The sequence below is a fragment of the Xenorhabdus stockiae genome (assembly GCF_002632825.1).
In the GTDB taxonomy this organism is placed as follows: Bacteria; Pseudomonadota; Gammaproteobacteria; order Enterobacterales; family Enterobacteriaceae; genus Xenorhabdus; species Xenorhabdus stockiae.
Window position 1 is genome coordinate 1 of the sequence record NZ_NJAJ01000029.1, and the last position, 21,460, is coordinate 21,460.

The following is a 21,460-nucleotide window of genomic DNA, read 5'->3' on the forward strand; positions in this document are numbered from 1 at the left end:
TTATTCCAAATCTGAAGAGATGCATGACAAAGTGGTAGGTACGTTCATTGAGCGTGAATACTATCTTTCATAACAGATCTAACTATTGGAAGCATGACCGAGATCAAAAGCGTGACGTGTGGGGATAATGGCATGGTGAGCCGTGATTTTTTTATCATTCCAGACGCGGGAAACAAGTTGTTCGTCCAGTTGACTGATAATGTCAGTCATGGCCGGGTCGGTTCGCGTCAGTGCCGTTAATACCACCGGAATATCCGCCTGCATGGACACAGGCAGATACCCGCAATCCGTGCGGGGGTAGGTCGTGGCTTTATGGGTTTCATACAGGGACTGGGCAATCGTCAGCACCTGACTGGCGCCCATCCCCCAGAGACGGGATGCCGTCTGCTGCAACGTGCCCAAATCAAAACAGAGCGGCGGCGGGGTCTTCTCCCGTTTTTTGCTGACGGCCATCACTGTAGCCTGTGTGGCCTGCTGGCAACATTGTTGCACAGCCTGTGCTACGGCCTCCCGGGTACAGCGGTTTTCTTCATCGCCCTCCTCCGTAGCGGGCAGCCATTTAGCCTGAAAGCGGACAGTGTCTTTTTCCAGATTAGCCATCACCTGCCAGTAGGGTTCCGGCACAAAATTCGCAATATCCTTATCCCGGCTCACCACCAGTGCCAGTGTCGGTGTCTGTACCCGGCCAATGGATAAGACCTCGCCGAAACCCAGGGCCTGCGCTTTCAGGGTATACAAACGGGTCAAATTGATACCCGTCAACCAGTCGGCTCTCGCCCGCCCCAGCCCGGCCTGATAAAGTGCTTCCGTCTGCGCCCCCGGTAAGATGGCCGCCAGTGCCTGCCGGATGCTGGTGTCATCCAGTGCCGACAGCCACAACCGCCTGACCGCACCGGTGAAACGACAATATTCCAGCAACTCGCGAGCAATGACTTCCCCTTCACGGTCGGCATCGGTGGCAATAATGACCTCATCAACCTGTTTCAATAACTGCTGGATCACGGCAAATTGGTCAGCGGCCTCTTTTTTTACCGTCCATTGCCATTGAGCGGGCAGCACCTCCATCCGCCACGGCGGGCCGAATTGTTCACCATACTGTTCGGGTGCCGCCACCTCCAGCAAATGTCCGATGGCCCAGGTGACAATGATACGGGTACTGAAGAGAAATCCCTGCCCACGCTGTTTCACCCCCAGAACGCGGGCAATGTCTCTGGCCTGAGAAGGCTTTTCACACAAATAAAGCTGCATCTTTTCCCCTCCGTTAATCGTGTTCTGTGGAACGTAACGGGGAGGCGAACGCGGAACGCTGCCTGCCTGACAGAATATCGGGATGCGGTTCACCCAACAGTTTAATGGCAGCCAGCCCGGCGGGGGTTTTCTCTGCAATATCCTGCCGGGTGATCGCCAGTGAACGGTAAGAGCGCACCAGGCCGTAAATCTGGCGGATGGCTCGGCTGCCGTTGTGCAGAAAGGCATCCCGCTCGGCCCGTGAAATCAGTCCGTAATGAAAAGCCTGAAACGTTTTCATCGCGAGCTGGTCATAACCAACCAGTAGCCAGACACAGCGGTAACCTAATGGCGAATGACTGTAAACGCTGATATTCAGGGGTTCGACAGAGGAAACGGCGGATAGGGTAATCTGCGGTGGGACGGCATTCAGGGTATCCTGCAAAATAGCCAGATTCTGCCTGAGATTGGCCGATGCGGCTTTCAACGCCTGCTCCAGCTTCACCAGCCAGACATCGGCATACGGATTATCGGCAGCGGCATCCACACTGATATGACCGGCCCGTTTGATCACCTGCGGCATTCCGAGGATCGCCGTCACCTGATGTGTTTTGCTGATATCTTCCCGCCGGCGTCCTGCCCAGAGCCGGATGGCATAGTGGGTATGTAATTCAATCGTTAACGAGGATGTTAAGACACCGGCGCGTAAACGCGGTTGAGATGCGTTTTTTTCTTCTGCATCAGACATGCACAAAAACCCCTGTTTAGCCTTGATAAGTCAGTCAAACTATCAGGGAAAAACAGGCGGTGACTCAATAAATAACCAGTTATGGAAAAAGGGAAAAATGATGAGTTTTATTCACTGTCAAAAAAGATGATTTTTTAGCCACTGTTGGCACTGCCAACAAAGATTAATTTTCATTCAATTTATGTCATCATAGGGTACGGATATTTAACGTCATAAGAGAGTTAATGCAAAATATGTGGGACAATATGCTCTTGCTCTTCATCCGCGACTTCGTCGTTGATCGAATTTTCCATTTGTTCCTGCAGCACTGAATTAACCCAGTCAGCGAAACCATTGCTCATATATTCCTCCATAAATATGTCCTTCCTTTTTGGCCAAGGCAACTGAGCAATAGGCCAATCACAATGTGATTTATAAAAACGGAAATTTTCCAGACGTTTTTTTGCCCTATCAAAATCCCGGCTCCAATAAGCATTACCTAATCGATAGTTAGTGTAAAATTCATCAAAGCTATCAAAAAGTTGATACACATAATCTGCAGTTTTCAATATATTATCCCAGGCCATTTCCTCACTAATATAACCCGCAGCAAAACTGTTCCGGCTTAAGACAATCGCTCGCCAGAGGTCAAATCCCCAAAGTAAAGCTGGAGGTCTTCCATTAATAGACCGTGAACACTGTTGTACGTATTCAGTTGATTCTTCTATGAGAACGCTAAGCTCCTTAAACATCTCCCCATCTGCCAAAACAGAGTCAACCGCAAAATGTTTAGAGTGCATTCCGGCCCATAATTCATACAACATTTTTAAATATCCGTCTTTATCAACTATTCCCCAATCGGTATATAGTTGCGATTGATGTGGTTTAGATTCAGATAAGGGGAAAAAACGATATTTGTCATTATGTTGTAAAATTCGGCTTTTAAGCGGGTAATGCTCCAGTGTCTCAACCCAGAACCCACTGTTATAACTTCCCACAATATCCAGACGTAGCGCTTGACGCTTTTCTTCCGGTAATATTGATAACCCCGCCTGCTGATAATAATCCTTTTGTTCAGCAATCGGCAGATTTTTCACATGAAAAAAAGTATAAATCGAGAGAAATATACCAAATAAGGTAAAACAGACTAACAACACTGACAATATAAAACCTGCTGACGGTATATTATCAACATCAATGCTGATATCAGTTATACCAGTAGATAATGTAATTACTAAAATCGTTGTAATCCAAAGTATTCTTAAACCGACAGTTTTGAGCGGGTTAAGAAAATCTATGTTTTTATTTCTTTCTATCGACGCTTTGACTATCCGAAAACTATTGACGGGGAATTCTCTATTATTAGGGTGATTTTGTAGCAACTCTTTCATTTTTAATCCATTAATTTGCTTTTGATATATTTCATACCACATTTGAATCACAATAGGAATAACCGTGATGGTCTACTCCAGCATTGAATCAGATGTACATCGCTAATACATCCAGTTTTGTGAAACAAAAGTAAAAGGATGTTATAACCGAATATTATGCTAGACAATCCGTTAAAATATGCTTGCTGGGGTATGTTGAATTACCAATTGCTATTCCAATACATCAGATAACTTCCTGACTTTTTATTTCCATCTCAATAAGTCTATTTTTCAAACCCTGTTGGCTATGTCAATGGTGACTAATTATCAGTCACCCCGGATTAGGTATAAAACGTTATTGATAAATAACTATCTCATTTCATCAAAAATGCTTCGCAGTTCATCCGCGACTAATCTGACTAATCTGCTTGCTGTCATGTGCATTGTCTGTTTGGATGTCAACATCCAAATGGGACGTATTACAGGCTCATCCAACTCTATAGACACTAGCGGACTATTTTTAATAACCAGTGAAGGAAGCAGAGCTACACCATATCCATTTTCAGCTGCAATGCGCTGAGTCGTAACAGAATTTGACTGGAAGCGAATAGATTTGTTTCCAAACCGCCTTATCAGATACTGAGATTCAGGCAACTCACTAAAATCACTGTTGAATGTAATAATGTTGACGTTTTCTTTACCGTTTATCTTTTTTATAACTTCAGGAGTGGCACAGAGTTTATAATTAAGTTTCCCGACTTTTTGACTTAAATATTCTCCCTTTTCCGGTAAATCTAAGCGGAATGCGATATCAGCCTCTTTCCTTGGAATGCTGACATTGCGATTTGAGGCATCAATCTCCAGTCTGATTTCCGGGTATTTTTTTACAAAATGACTGAGTTTTGGAATGAGTAAATATTCCGCCATTAAAGATACCATTGAGATAACAACACTTTTTTTAAATTTACCCTCCTGAGTAAAATAGTCTTCTAAGCTTTCGATATTCTCTCTCACCTGAACAGTCTTCTTATATAAGAGCAAGCCTTCAATCGTTGGAATATACCCATCCTGAGTGCGATCAAAAAGGCGCTGTCTTAATGTGTGTTCCAGACGCTCTGTTCGTCTGGATACTGTTGCATAATTCACATTTAATCTTTTTGACGCAGCAGAGACAGTACGACATTCTACAAGTGCAGTAAAAAACCTCAGATCATCCCAGTTTACACTATCCATATATGTATCCTGTTAACAACCAAAACAGAAATCCTAACACTTACAAACTGAATTTAATAACTTTGTATTTAACGGATGACGCGTTGAATACACACTTTTTTGCACATGCCATATGCAATATTTCTCAATTACTTTTGATATGGCATCCCGTAACCTTGAATGAGTTTAATTTCCCTATAAAGGCTAAGATAATGAATTCGACAAAAACATTACTGGAACTCGTTGGCGCACCAGAAAAGACACTTGACTGGAATAAAGCTGCTCTTGTATTGATTGATCTTCAAAAAGAATATTCTGATGGAGCACTACCATTAGGGAAAGCAGGGAAAAACGCGATTGTTAATGCAGCCAAGCTATTAGATCATGTCAGAAAAAAACATATTCCAGTATTCCATGTCGTACATCACGCTAAAGCGGGGTCTGCTCTATTTGATCCTGCGACAGATAATGTTCATTTTATTCAGGGTGTTGAGGCTAATAGTAAGGAATATATTATCACCAAATCATTACCTGATTCATTTTACAATACACCATTGAATGAATTGTTATCATTGACTCACCGTAACCAGTTAATACTGGCGGGTTTTATGAGTCATATGTGTGTCACTGCAACAACCATTAAAGCGTTAGAGTTAGGCTATGAAAATTTTGTCTGCACTGATGCCTGTGCCAGTCGAGACCTGAAATATATTGATGGTTCAATAATTGATGCAGATTCAGTACATAGAACGGCGATGGCGGCTTTGAATGATCGATACGCAACGCTGATCGATTGCGCCAATGTGATAAGGTAATTACTTCATGTTTACCCCCCCAAAAAAAGATTATTTTTTACGCAGTGTTGGCACTGCCAACAAAGTTCGTTTTTTAATCAAGTTTGATTTTATTGATACTTCGCCAGCGTCAGTCGCTGACGGATATCTTTCACCATACTGTGAACATGGGCTTGTGAGGAGGGTGAAGCAGGCCGTTCAATACGTTGAGTGGATGCAACAGAAGCCTTAGCAGGAGCAGGTGGGGTAACCGCCGTTTCAGCCTGCCCATATAATTGTCCGTCCCGTGCCCGTTTCATCATCGTCAGCAGCCAGCCGACCGGATTACCGATTTTTCCTGCCCGTAGTGCTTTGTCCAGACAGCTCAGTACGGTCTGCGCCTGTTCAGCGGGCAATGCCTGCAACTGGCTGGTCAGCATCGTCGCATCGTCCTGCTCCAGTTGTCGGCAAAGCCTTTCTGGCAGAAAAACCGCAGATTGAGGTTCTACGTATGTTTTTTTATTCATACTCTGTGTGAAAGAAGACCCAGTTTCTAAATTTGTGTAATTGCCAGATCAACGACCTGTTCTTTTATTCCGGCTTGACATGCTCGATAAGTATAATCGAGCTGGAAAGTACGGTTACAGCATAAGCAACGATAACGTTGGTAACCTCCTTTACCAATACCATGTTTTTTAACATCCTTCGTTTGGTGACAAAACCGACACTTGACTTCCACTGTGGCCATGTATGTTATCTCGCAAAAATAAGCATTATAAATGAAGAACAACGCCTTGAATACATGACCGAAACTTGCAGTCATTATGAGCCGAAAATATGATTAAATACGATTCGTTACAAATACTGGCTTAATTCTAGAATAATTAAGCCAGTTTCTTTTAATTATTATCAGTAATTTTTTCGTTAAATATGCAATCCATTTTTAATGCTCTCGGCAAGCATTCCGGGGTCTCCAATACCTCTAATATTCTTTATAAATGGAAGGTCCAGTTTATCTGCCAATTCATCAATATTGATACCATCTTCAATAGATTGCTCAAATGTCAATCTCGTTATCTGGTTCCATAAATTTCCTGCAAACCACGAGCAGTTTGTTATAGGCGTGTATACCCCATTTTTCATATCTTCAGAGGTAAGTTGCATTAATTTTGCCAACTGATTACTTTCATCTATTAACTTAGGTATAAGTTTCATTTCTATTAATTCAGGGTTTATAGCTTTGCTATCAACCTTTACACAACGCTGAAGGTGGAATTTTCTCCCTGGAGAATCATTGGTATATTCTGAGTTTTTTACGAATCCATACCCTGCATGAAAAGCATATGATGTATTATCCCCTTCTTTTGCACTATTGAAGTAAATAACCCATGCATGACCAAAGCCACCTCCGCCAAAGTCACTTCCCAATACTTTAAATACTTCTTTAATTATTGTGTCTTTCTCACTCCAAGGATATTGTTGTACTATAGCCATAGCTTTTTCTATTATTGGCTTCATATTCGTACGATCAGCCGTTCGATTAGTCCTAATGCATATTTGTGGATAGCCGACACTTTCGTCTCCAAGTGGTTGATACTTGTCTGCCTTGATCATAATTACCTCCTTGAGATTGATATATGATGAAAAATAATTTAAATAAATAGCACGGTGTATTGTCACCTAAATACTGAGTCTTTGTATTATTAGAAGATTTCGTATTCTTGAGTAGTGAGGAACTATTAAAAATTCAACTGAAAAATAGACTGTGTTTTATTGAAGCATATCCCATCCTTTTGTTCATATTTAAAAACAAGTATTATTCAATCGCAATACTTTCTCTGGTTGGTAATATTACTGACTTTATTTTTTATAATGAAATGACCACCACTGTATGACATATATTACAATTACCCATAATGGATTGATGATATTCAATCCAAACAATAATAAATAAAATAATATCATATAGTTATTATGACATTAGAAGACATCAACCTTAAAAATTTAAAAACCAAAAATCCTTGCGATAAATATTATAAGGTGTAATAAAGTGAATAGTTATTGAAAAGTGATATATATTTCTATTAATTTAAAAAATAGCCCAGATATGATATGTGAACATTTTAAATAAAAATGATGCCATTCATAAATCACACATCTTTATTTTCACCGTACCTAAATCAGATTAAATAATATATAACGTAATTATCTATAAAACATTCAAACAGAAAAAATTGATATATTTTATACATTTCATGAATTAAATATAACTTAACATTAATTATACAAGCATGAGTTTTTACTTGTTTATTTTATAAATCATCTATACTTGACTCAGATAATAAACATTAAAGGTATATGATCATGGTAACAAAGAAAGTACTTATAATAACTCTGGTAATGCCGTTCTTTATATATGGTTCATTAGCTAAGGCTGATACTCAGACTTTCGGCATAGGATATTCAAATAGTCAAATATCAACGCCCGCTAATACCTATCTTGATGGGGTTAATATTCATTACCGTTATGAATGGGACTCGCCAGTCAGTATTATAGGTACATTTACTCACATGAGGGGTAACACAAACCAAGTCGTACAATATACAAACTCCGCATCTGAAGCTCATCAAAATACACTATTTGAGCAACCAATAGCGTTTAAGTCAAAATACTTTTCCCTAATGGTAGGCCCTGCCTATCGCATCAATGATTATCTGAGTATTTATAGCCTAATTGGTATTGCTCATGTAACAAATAGTGCACATAAAATCTCCATAGATACTAATGATGGGTCTGTGGGTACTGGTGAAGCTAATCCAGCAGCTTCTGGTGGTTTTGATATTTTACCTACCTCTGATGAAACGCTGAAGAGTAATGAGCTTGCTTATGGTGCAGGTATTGAAATTAATCCGGTGAAAAACTTTAGTGTTTATCTTGCCTATGAAGTTACTAGGTCAAAACATGCTCCCAGAGGATCGCGCAACGAGGGAGTAAACAACTTTATTAATGGATTTAATGTCGGTGTAGGGTATCGGTTTTAAGAAAAAATGAGTGCTAGTGCTTTAGCCTTTATTCACTTTTGTAGAAACAAAGCGCTATTCAGGGCTAAATATCATTTAATCCTGAATAGCGCCTTATTACTTTATGATTTAATAAGTACTTTCGTTCTGCTGGTCTCTATCTTGTTGAGTCAGATAATTTTTTAAAGACCCTTATCCCTTAAAGGTATTGGCTTATATTATAATGAAGGAAGCTCAGATAATGGCCAGCGCGCTTTCACAGTAACACCTAAATTGTTCTTTGTTCCACCTGCCAAACGGATCATTCCAGCAAATGCGATCATTGCCCCATTATCAGTACAAAATTCAGGGCGGGCGTAAAAAACTTCACCGTGCAATTTTTCCGCCATATTTTGCATTCTGATACGCAATGTGCGGTTTGCGCTTACTCCTCCCGCCATAACCAGCCGTTTGAAACCCGTCTGCTCTAATGCCCGTTTACATTTTATTACCAGAGTATCAACAACAGCCTCTTCAAATGCGTGTGCAATATCTGCTCTGGTCTGTTCATCCTGTTCAACATCACAGCCCGTTATATGATTGCGAATCGTATTCGCTGCAAACGTTTTCAAACCAGAAAAGCTGAAATCTAGCCCCGGACGATCGGTCATTGGACGGGGAAAAACAAAACGTCCTGCTTTACCTTGCTGTGCTATACGAGAAAGAACTGGGCCTCCGGGGTAATCCAGACCCAGTAATTTTGCTGTCTTATCGAAAGCTTCACCCGCGGCATCATCAATCGACTCACCAAGCAGAGTATACTCGCCAATACCTGTCACGCTAATAAGCTGAGTATGACCACCGGAAACCAGTAAAGCGACAAATGGAAATTCAGGTTTATTCTCTTCCAGCATGGGTGCTAATAAATGCCCTTCCATATGATGGACAGGAATAGCCGGTACATCCCATGCAAAAGCCAGTGAACGACCAATAGTCGCTCCAACCATCAACGCTCCCACTAAACCGGGACCTGCGGTGTAAGCAACCGCATCAATATCTTTACTTGTCAGACCCGCTTCTTTCAAAGCCGCCTGAATCAGAGGAACTGTTTTACGGATATGATCACGGGATGCCAGTTCAGGCACAACTCCACCATAATCGGCATGTAGTTTTACCTGACTGTACAATTGATTGGCTAGCAGGCCGGATTTGTCATCATAAATTGCGATTCCAGTTTCATCGCAGGACGTTTCTATACCTAAAACTCGCATTGTACTTGTTATCTCGTCACGGTAGTTAAAGCAAATAATTAAAGCGGAGGCCAGTGTATCACTATCTATTTATAACCACATCTGTTTACAACCACTATTCAGATAGACTCAATAGATTTCGGCTATACATATTTAACTCAATGACAGACAATAGATTCCATTTACATGCTGACTCTTTGCTCTGTTTAGTCTATAATCAGTCCCCTACTTGAATATCCAGTGTGGTTAAGTTAATAACGTCGGCTCAGATTGCTTACTTTGCGTACAAAAAGGCAACCTATAACCCACGACGTTGTGTGTTTCAATTTTCCGCGGCCCTTTACAAAGCCGTGTTCATTGAAGTAAAATTCCGCACCATTTTAAAGACGGCTGGCACTATCACGCCAGCGACAAACCCGATTTCTATTGAGGTGAGAGGCACATGCCAGTAATTAAAGTACGTGAAAACGAGCCATTTGACGTAGCTCTGCGTCGCTTCAAGCGTTCTTGCGAAAAAGCAGGCGTATTAGCAGAAGTTCGTCGTCGTGAGTTCTATGAAAAACCAACGACTGAACGCAAACGCGCTAAAGCATCCGCGGTTAAACGCCACGCTAAAAAGCTGGCTCGTGAAAACGCACGTCGCACTCGTTTGTACTAATCTTTGCGGCCTGTCCGCAAAGTGTTTGTTTTAACAAACTACTGCAGTTAAAGGCCGTGCTTTCTCTGAGAAAGCGCGGCTTATTCTCGTTCATCAACAGGCGTAAAAGGGCTTATGGCTGGACGAATTCCACGCGCATTTATCAATGACTTGTTAGCAAGAACCGATATCATTGATCTAATTGATGTCAGAGTGCCTCTCAAAAAGAAAGGTAAAAACCATCAGGCGTGTTGTCCTTTTCATAATGAAAAGACCCCTTCATTTACTGTTAATGGCGACAAACAGTTTTATCATTGCTTCGGTTGTGGAGCCCATGGCAACGCCATCGATTTCTTAATGAATTATGACAGGTTAGATTTTGTCGAATCCATTGAAGAACTGGCCACAATGCACGGACTGGAAGTCCCTTACGAAGCAGGCTCAGGCGGCGGACATATCGAACGTCACCAACGGCAAAATCTTTATCAGTTGATGGATAAGCTAAACAGCTTCTATCAGCGTTCACTGACGACACCAAATGGACAGGCCGCCCGGCAATATCTGACCAGACGCGGGCTCAGTGAAGAGGTCATTCAGCGTTTTGCAATCGGCTTCGCCCCTGCGGGGTGGGATAATGTCCTGAAGCAGTTTGCCCATAATACCGAAGACCGCAATCAGTTAAGCGATGCAGGGATGCTGGTCACGAATGATAACGGCCGCACTTATGACCGTTTCCGTGAACGTATTATGTTCCCTATTCGTGATCGCAGGAGCCGTGTCATTGCATTTGGTGGCAGAGTCTTGGGGGATACGCTTCCCAAGTACCTGAACTCACCGGAAACGGAAATTTTCCATAAAGGCCGCCAGTTGTATGGTCTTTATGAGGCACAGCAAAGCCACAATATCCTTTCCAGGTTATTGGTGGTTGAAGGTTATATGGATGTCGTCGCACTGGCTCAGTTTGGCATTGATTATGCTGTAGCCTCGTTAGGAACATCTACGACAGCCGAACACGTTCAGCTACTTTTCCGGACAACCGATAGTGTTATCTGTTGTTACGATGGAGACCGCGCAGGCCGTACTGCCGCATGGAGGACGCTGGAAACAGCATTACCTTATCTGAATGATGGTCGGCAATTACGTTTTATGTTCTTGCCTGATGGCGAAGATCCAGATTCACTAGTACGCAAAGAAGGGCGAGAAGTATTTGAACAGAGAATGGAAAAGGCACTGACTCTGTCTGAATTTCTGTTTGATTCACTATTGTTACAGGTTGATTTAAGTACCCCGGAAGGGGCAACTAAACTTAATTCACTTGCGATGCCACTGATTAGCCAGATCCCGGGTGAAGCATTGCGGCTTTACCTGCTAAAGGAACTTGGAAAACTGCTGGGCATACCTGATACTACACAATTGGAACGATCTCTGGCAAAACTTGTCAAAAAAGATACCAATACTTATCAGGCGCTAAAACTGAAACCAACGACAATGCGCATACTCATCGCATTACTGGTGCAGAACCCACATTTAGCGACATTAGTCCCTTCATTACAGGGAATGTTTTCTGCTCAGGTAGCGGGATTACCGCTATTTATGGAGCTTGTCGACACATGCCTTGCTCAGCCGGGGTTAACAACCGGTCAACTTTTGGAGCAATATCGCGATAATAAGTACGCAAAACAACTTGAAAAACTCGCCGCATGGAACGATATACAAGTAGAAGAAATTGCTGAAAAAACGTTTAGTGATGCGTTAAATCATCTTTTCGCATCAGCATTGGAAGAACGTTTTAAATTTTTGGTGGCTAAAGAAAGAACTGAAGGTCTGACACCGGAAGAACGTAAAGAAGTCTGGCTGATTTCTGAATCCAGCGCTAAAAAATGAATCCAGAATTTACGGCTTAAGTGCCGAATGAGGTAGGGAGATAGCCCTACAATTGCCGCTATTGAGGGCAGTGGCAATACAACGAAATGCCCCCTAAATGTTATTGTTGGCATATTTGTTTCGCCGACTGACACCAACCAATACTCTGAAGTGTGGATACTGTCTTATGGAGCAAAACCCGCAGTCACAGCTGAAGCTACTTGTCACCCGAGGTAAGGAGCAAGGCTATCTGACCTATGCTGAGGTCAATGACCATCTGCCGGAAGATATCGTCGATTCTGATCAGATAGAAGATATCATCCAAATGATCAATGACATGGGCATCCAGGTAATGGAAGAGGCACCTGATGCCGATGACCTCATGTTGGCAGAAAACACAAACGACACAGATGAAGATGCGGCAGAAGCAGCTGCGCAAGTGTTATCCAGTGTCGAGTCAGAAATCGGTCGTACAACCGACCCGGTTCGCATGTACATGCGTGAAATGGGTACAGTTGAACTACTGACTCGTGAAGGTGAGATTGACATTGCGAAACGCATTGAAGATGGCATCAACCAAGTACAGTGCTCCGTTGCCGAATATCCTGAAGCTATTACCTATCTGCTAGAACAGTATGACCATGTTGAAGCAGGTGAAAGCCGCCTGTCTGATCTGATTACAGGATTTGTTGATCCTAACGCAGAAGAAGATCTTGCACCGACAGCTACTCACATTGGCTCTGAGCTTCCTCAGGAAGAGCTTGACGAAGACGATGATGAAGATGAAGACGGTGAAGATGATACTGACAGTGACGATGATAACAGCATCGATCCGGAGCTGGCTCGCCAAAAATTCATGGAATTGCGTGAGCAATATGAAGTTACCCGTCAGTCAATAAAAAGCCACGGCCGCAGCCATCCAAGCACTGCCGCTGAAATTTTGATGCTGTCCGAGGTATTCAAACAGTTCCGTCTGGTGCCTAAGCAGTTTGATTATCTGGTCAACAACATGCGTTCCATGATGGATCGTGTACGTCTTCAAGAGCGTCAAATCATGAAGATGTGTGTTGAACAGTGCAAAATGCCGAAGAAAAACTTCATCACTCTGTTTTCCGGTAACGAAACAACTGAGACATGGTTCACTGCTGCAAAAGCAATGAACAAGCCTTGGTCTGATAAGCTGCCGGAAGTTGAAGAAGAAATCATGCGCAGTCTGCAAAAACTGCGTCAGATTGAAGAAGAAACTGGCCTGACAATTGATCAAGTCAAAGATATCAACCGTCGCATGTCAATTGGTGAAGCAAAAGCCCGCCGTGCGAAGAAGGAAATGGTTGAAGCTAACTTACGTCTGGTTATTTCAATTGCCAAGAAATATACCAACCGTGGCCTGCAATTCCTTGATTTGATTCAGGAAGGTAATATCGGCCTGATGAAAGCGGTTGATAAGTTCGAATATCGCCGTGGTTATAAGTTCTCAACTTATGCTACCTGGTGGATCCGTCAGGCGATTACTCGCTCTATCGCCGATCAGGCGCGTACTATCCGTATTCCTGTGCATATGATTGAAACGATTAACAAACTCAATCGTATTTCTCGTCAGATGCTACAAGAAATGGGGCGTGAACCATCACCGGAAGAGCTGGCAGAACGCATGCTGATGCCGGAAGACAAAATCCGCAAGGTACTGAAAATCGCCAAAGAACCAATTTCCATGGAAACGCCAGTTGGTGATGATGAAGATTCACATCTGGGTGATTTCATTGAAGATACTACGCTGGAACTGCCGCTGGATTCTGCAACTTCAGAAAGCCTGCGTTCAGCTACCCACGATGTGCTGGCAGGGTTAACTGCGCGTGAAGCGAAAGTCCTGCGTATGCGTTTTGGTATCGATATGAACACCGACCATACACTGGAAGAAGTTGGTAAACAGTTTGACGTAACCCGCGAGCGTATCCGTCAGATCGAGGCGAAAGCTCTGCGCAAACTGCGCCATCCAAGCCGTTCGGAAGTATTACGTAGCTTCCTTGATGACTAATCAAAATATTTACTGATAAGTCTAAAAAGCGCCTGTTTAGACAGGCGCTTTTTTATTACTCACGAGCTTTTTAGCTTTCACGAACAAAGGCCTGACATTCAAATAACGACTTAAAACCAATGCGACGATACACACCATTTCCCTCACGGGAAGCTTCCAGATAGCAAGCTGTCGCGCCTTTTTTCCTAGCTTCACTCAATACATAGTTAATTAATGCTGAAGCATATCCTCGCCCCATTTTTTCCCTTACTGTACTGATATCATCAAGACGGACAATATTATTGAGCCTTGATAGGGTTAAAGCACAAACTGGCTTTTCATCGACATAGAGGGCGTAATGTTGCAAGCATTTCCCGGCAATTAACGCAGCCTGATGGCATTTCATATACTGTCCGGAGATAGAATCACCCGTCTCAAATGCACTTTTAACCGGAAGAACCCAATCAGACAAACGATGATCAACACACCTGATTTCATATTCAGCGCAATGCTCATCCTTTATCTGCCAGTTGATTAAATCAAGCTCCATAACCGTTGTAATACTATCAGGATCAAACACAAACCCGGCCTGTTCAATAACCGCTAAAACCTGATGACTGGGCTGTACAGCAACAATCAGAAAAGGTACATCAGATTGCTCATCCATTAACTGAATCGCTGCTTTCAGCTCCTCTGCTATCTGGTTATGTTCATCAACCACCTGTAAAAAATTTAATGAATCAGTTCCAACACCAGTGACATAGAGCCGGATACCAGCTCCAATATGTCGATAAATTTGACTGATTGATGAAAAAAAGTAATCTTCCAGTTTACGATGGGACAAAACCGAATTTGATAAGTTAGATAGGCTCATATTGTTGAGTCACAAAAATATTTTTATAGGGAAATACAGATATGTTCTGAAATTACAGAAAGCAGAACATGACCGGTAAAATTTTTATGTCCAAACAATAATCAAAAGTCAGTAAATGACCAGAGAAATTAATCAAAAAGACCATCAGTATCACTAAAAAATAGTTTAGAGCACTTAAAAATAGTTTAAATCAGTTAAAAGATACTTATTTCTGTATATAAAACGCGCATATGAATTTTCGGGGCTAGACCTAATGCCACACAGTACCGTATAATCTCCCCACTTCACTGGCCCCTTAGCTCAGTGGTTAGAGCAGGCGACTCATAATCGCTTGGTCGCTGGTTCAAGTCCAGCAGGGGCCACCAGATTTAAGCTGTAAAATCAGCACGTTAAGCCACTTTTAGACAAGTGGCTTTTTTGTTTTTATAAATCAGTGGCGATAAAATGGCGACAGGAATTTTTGAGCTTCCGCTATCTTAATTTTTTCATTGAACATTTTTAACTCAATTGCTCCAACCCGAAAATTTTCTTTCAGCCAGTGACAATATGTTTACGGGTTCAATTCATTTCAATTTCCTAATGGACTCAAAGCCGCACCGTTACTCTGTTCTAGAATTTTCTTTAGCCTGTCTTTATGATCTAACTTCCCACGTAAAATATAATTTTCCCTTTAATATCATTGTATTGATATCTTCCCCGCGATCCGCGTTTGATCCAAAAACTGAAATTTCCTGAAAATCTTTTCACGCCTTTCAGTTTGGGATTTTTTCTACAACGCCAGCAGGGGCGCACGCTGGCGATTCGCTTTGTAGGATTTGAAAACTGAAATAATTTTTTGATCCAAAACGTGCAGGCGGGTGCGGTGTAGTGCGTTTTACGTCAGGTTTACGTTTATTTCGTGGGAATTATGCAGCGTGAGCACGGCGCAGGAACGCAGATCCAAATGAACCGTAGCGAGGAGTGAATTAAGGGGTGAACGGTGCTGTGTGCGTCTGGCGGCGTTTAATGCGGGATAAAAATAAACCCTACCGAAGCAGGGCTACTTTGACTACAACAGAAAAATCAGTTGGTGAGGTTGATTTTTCTATTTTTATTTTGACCGGATGATTTATCGTCTGTGCCCTGACTAAGAGGAGCAAACTCAGTCAAAGCGCGACACATCTAAACTAACATTACCACTCTACTGCCTGCCACGCGGAATATCAATCCACGCAAATGGAAAAGAGCAGGGATACTTACCCAATCACAGGCGAATACTTCTGTTTCAGCCCATCGGATTTATGGGCGGTGCCTCTGATGGCGCTGGCGTTCTGGGGGGCGCCGGTATTGTGATGGGTATGAGCGGCGGTCAGTTCGGCCAGTTCCTTGACCACATCCAGTGTCTCTAACATCAGCGTCATCACGTTAATTTGCGGACTGCCCACCCAGACGACAGGCGCAACGATTTCCTGTTTAACGCCTGCGATGCTTTGTTTCAACAAGCCGATTTTCTCTATCAGTGTTTGGCCCACGTCGATAGTGGCATTTTTCCCCACACTGGCGAGGTAATTGCCGGATGTGGCCAGGCTGTAATCCCCCTCCGCCACCTGCTGCACTGCACCCGCCAATAAGGTGGATGTGCCTAACACCAGCGTTTTATCCGTAGCCTGAATCGTGGTATCACGGGCCACTACAGTGCGGGTTTCGGTGTCGGCCTTAATTTCGCGGTGCATGGACGATTCGTTAATGGTCTGGTCGGTCTGGCGTATCCAGCTCCCTTCCTGTGTCACCCGCTGCGAGACTTCCGCCCGCTGCTGCTGCAATTGTTCACCCGGCTTGATATCCGGCAGGGTGTTGCCCTGACTTAAGGTCTGGCGGATAAAGGGTTTATCGGGTCGCCCGCCCTCAAAGGCGATTTCCACCACAGTACCGATAGGCGGATACTGAAACAGGCCCGATTCACTGCCCGCCATCGGCAATGGCAGGGGAACTGCACGATAAACCGGGGCAGCGGCATCTTTGCCGTTATCATCCAGCAATTGCACATCGACCGCATAGCGCGGGCGGAACGGGTCAGACAGATCGCCGCTGACGGTGTTTTCGGTGTGGGCTTCAATGCGGGCCAGTTTGGGCAGATGCAATCCAGCGGATAATTCAGGGTAAGCGGCATCAATCTGGCGCTGGGCAGGGGTTTTATTCTCCGTCTGACCTTTCGGCTGCCATGTGATGCTCATGTTTTCATTCAACAGATTGACTTTGGTCAGCCGCTGCTGATTGACCACAAAACCGGGGCGCAGGGATTGGATCATGGGGATGGTCATGGCATTGCCCGCCGATTGGCTCTGGCTGAATTCATTGGGGATTTCAGCAGGCTTGCCCTGAAACATCGAATGTGCCCAACTGCCCAGATACACCGAACCATCCGGCAATTGGTGCCAGAGATAATCGTCAATGGTAAAAAGTTGGCCCAGACTGCCCAGTAACTGGTAGCCCGTACCGTTATGGGTATAGTGCGGGATGGGTGTATCGGTATACGGCGCATCCGGTAGCGTGAACGTCAGGCCGCTGTGTTCTTGCAACCAGTCGACTATCTGGCGTAACGTCGGGTGCTGAAACGAACACGGCCATGCTTTATCAAATACGCCAACCAGTTCACGCACAAACAGGCGCTGATAGCCGTTCTGGGCAGGCTGCGAGCGTTCCACATAACCCGTAAACCAGCGCAGCATCAAATCTGGATAACCCACCTCAAGGCGCACCAGTTTCCCGGTATAATCGGTAGTGGTTTCCGCTGTGATAAAACCCCGGCCACAGGATGACAGTTCCAGCATCAGATTGGCATCAACCACATGCACTTCATCGCCGGATAAGTAGAGTCGCTGGATGGGTTTCATTCGCTTGCGCCTCCGATGCCGTCATTAATCGGTTTTAAGACCTCGCGTTCGAACCAGCTTAATTTTTCCGGGTCTTCCCCGGCTTTTGTGCCACCCTGTCCGGTCTGTTTTTTCGCCTGAATCGCGCCGGTGGCACGGGCATCGCGTTTCTCCGCCACCGATAAATGCTCGCGCAAGGTAAACGTGACCTGCCATGCCTGTTTGCCGTCCACCTTGCTGGCATCTATCGTACCCGTAAACGTGCCGATACGAAAATTAATGGCCTGCGCGGTCAGATTCGCCACCCGGTAGCGTTTCAGGTTGCCATTGTCTTTGGCTTCCGCCAGCGCAAACAGGCGCGACAGGGTTTTCTGTTCGGTAAAGGGAATAATGCCCGTGATACGCAACTCTTTCGGCTTGATGCCCTGTTCGGCTACGGCGGTACTGGAAGACTGGCCGCTCTGGTCTTGATCCTGAAACATCACGGATGGCGTGACGGTCAGGCTTTTTAACGTAATGGCCTCGCCATCAAGGGCGAGGGTGATAATTTGGCTCATGGTGTAGCATCCTTTCTAATGAGCGAAGATCGTTTCCGGCAAACAACACGGCCAGTGTGTACACGGCGTCCGGTTCGGGGATATTTTTACGTAATTTTTCTGCCACATGTGCACCGTTCCCTTTCCCGGCGAACGCCCAGACCGTGGCGGATTTTCCCGCCAGTCCGCTCATGGCATCGGTGACGTGCTGCAAGGCGGATTGCCGGGCGGCGGTCAGCGCGCTTAACTGGGATTTTAACCCGGCAAGGCTGCTGCCTGCGCTGGCCTGTACTTTGGCTTGTGCTATCAATTGTGCATTGATTGCCTGACGGCTGGTTGCGGTGGATAAGGGCTGTGGCAGTGGTAACCCGCCGCCCAGCTTGCCCGGCAATTGCATTTTGGTCGTGGCCAGACTTTCGGCGGTCTTTGCCATCCGTTTGACCTGCGCAAAGGCAGGCAGTGGCAGCACTGATGAAAACTGCGTGAGATGCTGCATAAATTCCGCGTGGGTTTTGGCGCACACCATCAGTATCAGACTATTAATATTGCCCGCACCCGTGAGTTTAGTCGCCAACGTCTCAATGGCATTGGCCGGGCTTAAATAGCTACCACTGTCAGTCTGCTGCCCGATACCGTAAATAAACGGATGAACAGGCACGATAGCCGCAGACAGCCCCGATAAATCCGGGGACAGTTGCAACGTTTTACGCTGCCAGTGCATTATTCGGGTTGCTCCGGCCAATGAATATCGGGTGCATTAGCGCAATTCACCCGATTGAGTAACACCCGATATTTTCGCCATTCAATTAATGCATTTCTTTCCTCTCTGGTCGCAATATTCAAATTAATCGCATCCTGACAGATATCAATGTGTTCTGCAGCCGCTCTCAGCAATTGCCGTTTTTCAGATTCCGCCTGTTGCTGCAATTCATCCTGTGTTGGCGGGGGTAACTCCATCAAGGTAGGCAGGCCATCTGCACCGGCCACAATCTGTTTACCGTCTGATTGGCCTGCAAACATTTTTTTATACAAGTCATCGGTGATTGGTTTCAGGTCGTCTGGATAAGCACCCGGTTCATCATACGGCCGGTAAACAAAACCATTTTCAGCGGCACTATAAAACCAGTCATTATCGGATTTTCGTTTTGTTTTATTGTGTTGAATATTTTTCATTGCTATCTCCCAATGGCCAGCCATGTCACGGGAAAACTGTTAACTATGCCATCTTCTCGTTTTGTCGCGGCGTAGAACTCGGCATTATTCACCGGGTAGCCAAACGCGTTATCTATGCGATGTCCCTGTGCGTCCGCATTGGTGACCAGAACAACGAAACACGACTCGGAAAACATACGCGGGAAATTGAAATTTCTACCACTGCTTGACTCTGTCCCCCACTGCATAATCAGACCTGTCGATTCGTCTCTTACCCACCCTCTATTCACAATTTCGCCAGAATTTTTTTTAGCATAATTTCGTTCGAGAAATTTACTCAGGAACCCCCCCCAAACACTTCCTGAAATGTCCCCCCATGGAGCGAACGCGGCCTCTCCGGCATGGACTGACTTTTGGGCGAGCACATTGCCACGCGTCACAATATCGCCACTGCGTGTGTCAACATAGAGGCTGGCTACATCATTGGGGTTATTGTGTGTCGATTTAAAACCAACGCCGTACCATGAACGAATTTCTATATTGTTGCCTTCGAAACTGGCGGCATCACGGCTGCCTTCATAAACGCCACCACTCCCCACCGTCAGTGCAGGGGTCATTAATTGGCCTACGGTCACCGCGCCACTGACCGTCCCGCCCGTACGTTTATCCAACGCGTTATTTGCCAGCTCTACTGTTCCCCGTAATCCGAGGTTATTGATAAAGACGTTTTTATCTGGAATGTCCGCGCCGTTCTTTGCGATATCAGAATATTTTCGTTCGAGATATTTACTCAGGTAATCCCCCCATATTCCGCCTGAAATATCCCCCCATGTAGCCAATGCAATTTTTCCAGCATGTACGGCACCTTCTGCACGGAGTGTCCCTGTCACCTCTACATCTCCAGTGACTGTGCCTCCTGAGCGTTTATCCAGCGCGTGAATCGCCAATTCTACTGTTTTTGTCAAACCAAGATTATTAACAAACTCTTGTATATTGGGGATATCCGCTCCGTTTTGTTTCTTTTCGAGGCGACTGTTAGCATTTTCATTGACCGTATTTAATGCAGGGTTCGTGGCATAATCCTGTTTGACTCTGTTCAGCTCACCATTTAGGGCCGCAATATCACGATCATTCAATGACCCTTTACGACGTAAATCAGCCACATTGCCGTTACTATCAATCTGTGCAACCGCAAACACATAATGCGGGTAGCCTGCGGCATCCACATAGTTGCTCAGCTCATTTGTGGCGGTCATTTTCACTACGGTTTGCCATTGGCTCACCAGATTGCCCTGATAGCTAAAATCGGCATACACACGGGTATTGCGCAGACTGTTAAGCGTCTGGTCAAATTCCAACATCCCGCGCAGGCCGCCGACATAGGCCAACCCTTTTTTAACAAGGTACTGTTCGCCCTGACGTACTACAGCAAAGCCATCATCGAAAAAGGCCGCTTCACCGTAGCTGTCGGTATTAATCAGACGCTGCATTTCATCCATGCCCGTCAGACGGGCGGTAAAATCAATCTGCCATGTTTCGGCGGTGGTGATGATGGCGGTTTCTGTCGCGGCACCTTCAAACTCCAGCAAGAAGGAGCGGGTTAACACGTTGCCCTGCAATCCGTTGGCAGTTTTGATTTTCTTCTGCGTGGGCGCATGGGTGATCATGCCAATGACGCCGGAGGCCTTATTTATCAGGCCAATCCAGTTAAAATCAAAGTGACCGACCTCTGTCCCTAATGTGACGCTGTAAGCCACGGCGTTCTCACTGGCGAGTCCGGTTTTGTTGACCGCCTGACGGTGGACGATTTGACTTTCCACAGGCAATTTTTCATCGCGACTGATAGTCTGTGTAGGGTCTAAGTCTGGCACATTGGCAAAGACAAATTCATCCAGCACCACAGGCTGACCTGCGGCTACTTGTTGGGCTTTCCATTTTTCAAAGTCTGTCGTTATCACTGAAGACATACAATT

General features: G+C 44.7%; 17 protein-coding genes, 1 tRNA gene and 2 pseudogenes. 6 read left to right on the forward strand and 14 right to left on the reverse strand.

The window, feature by feature from the left end; translation table 11 throughout:
- Positions 1-99 precede the first annotated feature (99 nt).
- The 4 genes and pseudogenes from Xsto_RS14545 to Xsto_RS14560 all read right to left on the reverse strand — a co-directional run.
- Positions 100-1,248, reverse strand: a pseudogene (locus Xsto_RS14545) (DNA topoisomerase); the annotation flags it as partial.
- A gap of 13 nt (positions 1,249-1,261) precedes the next feature.
- Positions 1,262-1,975 (reverse strand): PFL_4669 family integrating conjugative element protein, encoded by a 714-nt coding sequence (locus Xsto_RS14550; RefSeq protein ID WP_099125482.1) that lies wholly within the window; start codon positions 1,973-1,975, stop codon positions 1,262-1,264.
- Positions 1,976-2,196: 221 nt separating this feature from the next.
- Positions 2,197-3,345: a DUF1266 domain-containing protein gene (locus tag Xsto_RS14555; protein ID WP_099125535.1), complete on the reverse strand. Its 1,149-nt coding sequence runs from the start codon at positions 3,343-3,345 to the stop codon at positions 2,197-2,199.
- A 348-nt stretch (positions 3,346-3,693) separates the two neighbouring features.
- Entirely contained in the window at positions 3,694-4,557 is an 864-nt protein-coding gene (locus tag Xsto_RS14560; RefSeq protein WP_099125483.1) for a LysR family transcriptional regulator, read from the reverse strand.
- Between the two features lie 191 nt (positions 4,558-4,748).
- On the opposite strand from Xsto_RS14560, the gene Xsto_RS14565 reads away from it, so the two are divergent.
- Entirely contained in the window at positions 4,749-5,351 is a 603-nt protein-coding gene (locus Xsto_RS14565; RefSeq protein ID WP_099125484.1) for a cysteine hydrolase family protein, read from the forward strand.
- Between the two features lie 89 nt (positions 5,352-5,440).
- Here Xsto_RS14565 and Xsto_RS14570 read toward each other — a convergent pair whose 3' ends face one another.
- The 3 genes and pseudogenes from Xsto_RS14570 to Xsto_RS14580 all read right to left on the reverse strand — a co-directional run bounded on the left by Xsto_RS14570 (position 5,441) and on the right by Xsto_RS14580 (position 6,923).
- Positions 5,441-5,836: a hypothetical protein gene (locus Xsto_RS14570; RefSeq protein WP_244590407.1), complete on the reverse strand. Its 396-nt coding sequence runs from the start codon at positions 5,834-5,836 to the stop codon at positions 5,441-5,443.
- A 38-nt stretch (positions 5,837-5,874) separates the two neighbouring features.
- Positions 5,875-6,057, reverse strand: a pseudogene (locus Xsto_RS14575) (IS1 family transposase); the annotation flags it as partial.
- A gap of 176 nt (positions 6,058-6,233) precedes the next feature.
- The gene (locus Xsto_RS14580) at positions 6,234-6,923 is read right to left on the reverse strand and encodes a hypothetical protein (protein ID WP_099125485.1); all 690 of its coding nucleotides are present in this window, start codon (positions 6,921-6,923) and stop codon (positions 6,234-6,236) included.
- Positions 6,924-7,673: 750 nt separating this feature from the next.
- On the opposite strand from Xsto_RS14580, the gene Xsto_RS14585 reads away from it, so the two are divergent.
- On the forward strand, positions 7,674-8,351 hold the full coding sequence (locus Xsto_RS14585) for an Ail/Lom family outer membrane beta-barrel protein (protein ID WP_169926654.1): 678 nt from the start codon (positions 7,674-7,676) through the stop codon (positions 8,349-8,351).
- Between the two features lie 197 nt (positions 8,352-8,548).
- On the opposite strand, the gene tsaD is transcribed toward Xsto_RS14585, so the two are convergent.
- Positions 8,549-9,580 carry a tRNA (adenosine(37)-N6)-threonylcarbamoyltransferase complex transferase subunit TsaD gene (gene tsaD, locus Xsto_RS14590; protein ID WP_099125487.1) on the reverse strand — a complete coding sequence of 344 codons (1,032 nt, stop codon included), beginning with the start codon at positions 9,578-9,580 and terminating at the stop codon, positions 8,549-8,551.
- Between the two features lie 421 nt (positions 9,581-10,001).
- On the opposite strand from tsaD, the gene rpsU reads away from it, so the two are divergent.
- The 3 genes from rpsU (at position 10,002) to rpoD (ending at position 14,094) form a co-directional block, all read left to right on the forward strand.
- Positions 10,002-10,217 carry a 30S ribosomal protein S21 gene (rpsU, locus tag Xsto_RS14595; RefSeq protein WP_001144069.1) on the forward strand — a complete coding sequence of 72 codons (216 nt, stop codon included), beginning with the start codon at positions 10,002-10,004 and terminating at the stop codon, positions 10,215-10,217.
- Between the two features lie 114 nt (positions 10,218-10,331).
- Positions 10,332-12,080: a DNA primase gene (gene dnaG / locus Xsto_RS14600; protein ID WP_099109705.1), complete on the forward strand. Its 1,749-nt coding sequence runs from the start codon at positions 10,332-10,334 to the stop codon at positions 12,078-12,080.
- A gap of 166 nt (positions 12,081-12,246) precedes the next feature.
- Positions 12,247-14,094, forward strand: coding sequence for an RNA polymerase sigma factor RpoD (gene rpoD, locus Xsto_RS14605; RefSeq protein WP_099109706.1), 1,848 nt, complete (start codon positions 12,247-12,249; stop codon positions 14,092-14,094).
- Between the two features lie 70 nt (positions 14,095-14,164).
- On the opposite strand, the gene Xsto_RS14610 is transcribed toward rpoD, so the two are convergent.
- Positions 14,165-14,947, reverse strand: a complete 783-nt coding sequence (locus Xsto_RS14610; RefSeq protein ID WP_099125488.1) for a GNAT family N-acetyltransferase — start codon at positions 14,945-14,947, stop codon at positions 14,165-14,167.
- Between the two features lie 289 nt (positions 14,948-15,236).
- On the opposite strand from Xsto_RS14610, the gene Xsto_RS14615 reads away from it, so the two are divergent.
- Positions 15,237-15,312, forward strand: a tRNA-Ile gene (locus Xsto_RS14615).
- An 870-nt stretch (positions 15,313-16,182) separates the two neighbouring features.
- Here the strand turns inward: Xsto_RS14615 and Xsto_RS14620 are convergent.
- Genes Xsto_RS14620 through Xsto_RS14640 form a run of 5 tightly spaced genes read right to left on the reverse strand, consistent with a single transcriptional unit; the run spans position 16,183 to position 21,454 of the window.
- Entirely contained in the window at positions 16,183-17,820 is a 1,638-nt protein-coding gene (locus Xsto_RS14620) for a hypothetical protein (protein ID WP_099125489.1), read from the reverse strand.
- Positions 17,817-18,356: a baseplate complex protein gene (locus Xsto_RS14625; protein WP_099125490.1), complete on the reverse strand. Its 540-nt coding sequence runs from the start codon at positions 18,354-18,356 to the stop codon at positions 17,817-17,819. Before Xsto_RS14625 ends, Xsto_RS14620 begins: the two co-directional genes overlap by 4 nt.
- The gene (locus Xsto_RS14630) at positions 18,328-19,056 is read right to left on the reverse strand and encodes a hypothetical protein (protein ID WP_099125491.1); all 729 of its coding nucleotides are present in this window, start codon (positions 19,054-19,056) and stop codon (positions 18,328-18,330) included. Before Xsto_RS14630 ends, Xsto_RS14625 begins: the two co-directional genes overlap by 29 nt.
- Entirely contained in the window at positions 19,056-19,508 is a 453-nt protein-coding gene (locus tag Xsto_RS14635) for a tail fiber assembly protein (RefSeq protein ID WP_169926655.1), read from the reverse strand. The genes Xsto_RS14630 and Xsto_RS14635 overlap by 1 nt, the downstream gene beginning before the upstream one ends.
- A 2-nt stretch (positions 19,509-19,510) precedes the next feature.
- Positions 19,511-21,454 carry a phage tail-collar fiber domain-containing protein gene (locus Xsto_RS14640; RefSeq protein WP_099125493.1) on the reverse strand — a complete coding sequence of 648 codons (1,944 nt, stop codon included), beginning with the start codon at positions 21,452-21,454 and terminating at the stop codon, positions 19,511-19,513.
- Positions 21,455-21,460: the final 6 nt, after the last annotated feature.